Here is a 3,583-nt window from a genome sequence, read left to right on the forward strand (position 1 = left end):
TCAAGGTCAATCTCAGCCCACTCAGCCGCGCGCAGCTCACCGGGCCGCTGAAACAACATGGGGGCAAGTTGCAGAGCCGCGCGCACGATTGGTCCGCCTCTGTAAACACGTATCGCGCGGATCAGTTCGCCCAGCTTGAGGGGGTCGGTGATTGCTGCAAAGTGAGTGCCCCTGTACGGGGTCAATGCGCCTTTAAGGTCTGCGGTAATGTCACGCCCCACCCGACCCGTCGCCACCCCATAGCGCCAAACCTGCCTAGCCAGCATCAAGCCCCTGTCAGCAGTCTCCACCGCTCCCCGTTGCTCCACCTTGCGCAGCGTAGCCAGCAGCTCCACCGGCTCGATATCGGCCAGCCGCCTGTCTCCCAGCCATGGCAACAGATCGCGTTCAAACTGGCGCTTGGATCGCACCGCGTGTGCTTCGCTCCATTGGGGGGCTTGCTTGTCAAACCACTCCCATGCCACCACCCGGAACGTATCCCCGGCGGGGTTGCTGGCTTTGAGCTTGTCAACTTTGCGGGCCTGTACCGGATCGAACCCCGCAGCTTTCGTCTGCTTTGCCACATCGCGGGCCTTTCGTGCTGCCGTGAGGGGCACCGCCGGATAGCCGCCCAGCGCCATGCGGCCTTCCTTGCCGTCTTTCCGGTACTTCCAGAACCAGCGCCGTGAGCCGTTGGGGGCTACCTCCAGGTACAGCCCCCCTGAATCGGCCAGCCGCGCGCGGGCCTTGTCGGGTGGGCAAACAGCGTTTCTGCACTGGGCATCGGTCAGCATGGGGGAACACCTTTGAAGCCCCGGCCACCCTCTACAGGGGGCTGCTGTTCCCCCAAGGGGGTCCAAGACCGGGTTTGTTCCCCAAGATGTTCCCCCGCTATGGTTTGCCTGTCAATAGCGGTCTGTGTACGTCTTTACCCGGTAGATCGTTGATTTTCCAAAGAAAAAGGCCGCTAGATGTATGTTCCTAGCGGCCTTTATCGGTGGTACTGGTGGAGCTGGGGGGATTTGAACCCCCGTCCGCAAGCCTTCTTCGAGCAGTTCTACATGTGTAGCCGTCTGATTTGAGTCTCGCCGCCCGAGTCGCGCAGTGGCACGCTAAACGGGAAGCCAGCATCCTTGAGTCTCGCCCTGCGCCAAGGTGCCCGACGCAAAGCCAGCCGATGAAATTATCCTTGCAGCCGGGAGGTCTTGCGACCCCCTTGCCCAGCCCATCGGCCTGCTGTTGCAAGGCTCACCGCTGATTAAGCGGCGAGTGCGAAACGTTCGTCGTTTGCAGTTGGTTTTTTTCTGTTGCTTTACGAGGTGACAGAACCTCGACATGCCCTGCTGCGCGTCCGAACCCACGTCGAAACCAGTGCAGCCCCAAGACTGCTATTTTAAGACGGTTCGAGCAATTGCAAGACCTGCATGGGAGAAGAAACTTCGGCATCTGCGCCCCAGCTCGCCACATCTGCGCCCGCACCCAGGTAACCATAGCGGGCAGCAACGGTGCCCATCCCAGCCAGGCGCCCTGCGCGGATGTCCCGCTCGTCATCGCCCACGTAGATGCATTGAGCCGGCGCCAAGGACATCTGCCGCGCGGCCTCAAGCAAGGGCTCAGGGTGCGGCTTGGCATGGGGGGTGGTGTCACCACTGATCACGGTGGTTGCCGTATCGAACAGCCCCATGGAGCGGGTGATGGGCGTTGTGAAACGTTGGGCCTTGTTGGTCACAACGCCCCAAAGCAGGCCGCGCTGCCGCAGCAACGAAACCAGTTGAACGACCTCGTCAAACGGGCGCGTTCGATGTGTCAAGCAGCTTTCATAACAAACGAAGAACTCTTCCTTGTACTGCTCATAGTCGAAGTGCTGTGGGTCCATGTCGAAGGCCACCCGCAGCATGCCGCGCGCACCGGACCCTACGTGGGGTCGGTATTCTGTCAGCGGTTTGGACGACATGCCGCGCCGCACCCGCATGGCATCAGCTGCAGCGCCCAGATCGGGAGCGCTGTCGATCAGCGTGCCGTCGAGATCGAACAACACGGCACGCACACCTCGAAAGACTGAGAGCGTCATGCCTTGCGGGTGGCAAACAGGTAGTTCACGCTCGTGTCGCCGCTCAACCAGTAGCGGCGCGTGAGAGGGTTGTACTCCATGCCACGTGTGCCTGTCAGCTCCAAACCCACTTCACGGCTGTACCGCGCCAGTTCACTGGGCTTGATGAACTTCGCGTATTCATGGGTGCCCTTGGGCAGCAACTGCAACACGTACTCTGCACCAAGGATGGCGAACAGGAAAGCCTTGGGGTTGCGATTCAGTGTAGAAAAGAACACCCAGCCACCCGGCTTGACCAGTGCAGCACAAGCCCGCACGACCGAAGAAGGGTCGGGCACGTGCTCCAGCATTTCCATGCAAGTGACCACGTCAAACGCTTCCGGCTCCTGCTGGGCCATGGCCTCCGCGCTGATCTCCAGATAGTCGACGTTGGTTGTTCCCGCTTCCAGGGCGTGCAACTGTGCTACCCGAAGTGCCTTGGCTGACAGGTCAATGCCGGTCACGAGTGCGCCCTTGCGAGCCAGGGCATCCGAAAGGATGCCGCCGCCACAACCGACGTCCAGCACCCGTTTGCCTTTGATCTGAGCCAGGGCATCAATCCAGGTCAATCGCAATGGATTGATCTGGTGCAACGGCCGAAATTCGCTTTCAGGATCCCACCAACGATGCGCGAGATCGGAAAATTTGGCCAACTCTGCAGGATCGGCATTGAGATGTTGATTCATGCGCTGATTATCGTCAGCCCATGAAAAAACCGCGCCTCGGCGCGGTTTTTTCATGGGCAAACCGAAGGTTTACTTGTTGGCGCGGGTGCCAACCACTTCAACTTCAACGCGGCGGTTCTTGGCGCGGCCTTCGCGGGTGGCGTTGTCAGCCACTGGCTGGGTCAGGCCCTTGCCTTCGGTGTAAATGCGGTTGCTTTCGATGCCCTTGCTCACCAAGTAAGCCTTGACAGCTTCAGCACGGCGGTTCGACAGCGCCTGGTTGTAGCCAGCTGCACCGGTGGAGTCGGTGTGACCCACAGCGATCACGACTTCCAGGTTGATACCGGAAACCTTGCTGGCGAGGTCGTCCAGCTTGGCTTTGCCTTCGGGCTTGACCACGGCTTTGTCGAAGTCGAAAAACGCGTCGGCAGCGTAGGTGACCTTGGAAGCAGCAGGTGCTGGAGCAGCTGCAGGAGCTGGTGCAGGACGTGCGGCAGGCGCCGGCGCAGGTGCAGCAGCTGGTGCGGGAGCAGGAGCAGGGGCAGCGACTGGAACGATAGCGCCATCGCAACCGACAGCTGCCGTCGCAGGCGTCCAGTTGGCATTGCGCCAGCACAGTTCGTTGGTGCCGTTTTTCCAGACGATGTCGTTGGTGCCATTGCGCCAGTTGTCGATGGTTTGGGCGCCCGCGGCCGATGCCATGGCAACCGTTGCGATCAGCATTGCCACTTTGTTGAGTTTTTTCATGGTTTTCCTCTTGGTAAGCCGCAGACAATCTGCGTACAAAAAAAGACGCTTGAAGTGACCACCACTCAAAACGCTGGATTTCATTGTGCCACAAGCGCTATAC

The 3,583-nt window shown here is 60.1% G+C and carries 4 protein-coding genes and 1 other RNA gene; all 5 read right to left on the minus strand.

The window, feature by feature from the left end; all coding sequences use genetic code 11:
- On the minus strand, window positions 1-773 hold a 773-nt coding region (locus Q0C59_RS19175; protein ID WP_291218587.1), incomplete at its 3' end, for a phage integrase central domain-containing protein.
- 210 nt (window positions 774-983) lie between these two features.
- Window positions 984-1,360: a transfer-messenger RNA gene (ssrA, locus tag Q0C59_RS19180) on the minus strand.
- A 12-nt stretch (window positions 1,361-1,372) separates the two neighbouring features.
- The gene (locus Q0C59_RS19185) at window positions 1,373-2,050 is read right to left on the minus strand and encodes an HAD family hydrolase (protein ID WP_291218589.1); all 678 of its coding nucleotides are present in this window, start codon (window positions 2,048-2,050) and stop codon (window positions 1,373-1,375) included.
- Window positions 2,047-2,754, minus strand: coding sequence for a bifunctional 2-polyprenyl-6-hydroxyphenol methylase/3-demethylubiquinol 3-O-methyltransferase UbiG (gene ubiG / locus Q0C59_RS19190; protein WP_291218591.1), 708 nt, complete (start codon window positions 2,752-2,754; stop codon window positions 2,047-2,049). The genes Q0C59_RS19185 and ubiG overlap by 4 nt, the downstream gene beginning before the upstream one ends.
- A gap of 69 nt (window positions 2,755-2,823) precedes the next feature.
- Window positions 2,824-3,480, minus strand: a complete 657-nt coding sequence (ompA, locus tag Q0C59_RS19195; protein WP_291218593.1) for an outer membrane protein OmpA — start codon at window positions 3,478-3,480, stop codon at window positions 2,824-2,826.
- Between the last annotated feature and the right edge of the window lie 103 nt (window positions 3,481-3,583).

It is taken from the genome of Hydrogenophaga sp. (assembly GCF_022844385.1).
In the GTDB taxonomy this organism is placed as follows: domain Bacteria; phylum Pseudomonadota; class Gammaproteobacteria; order Burkholderiales; family Burkholderiaceae_C; genus Hydrogenophaga.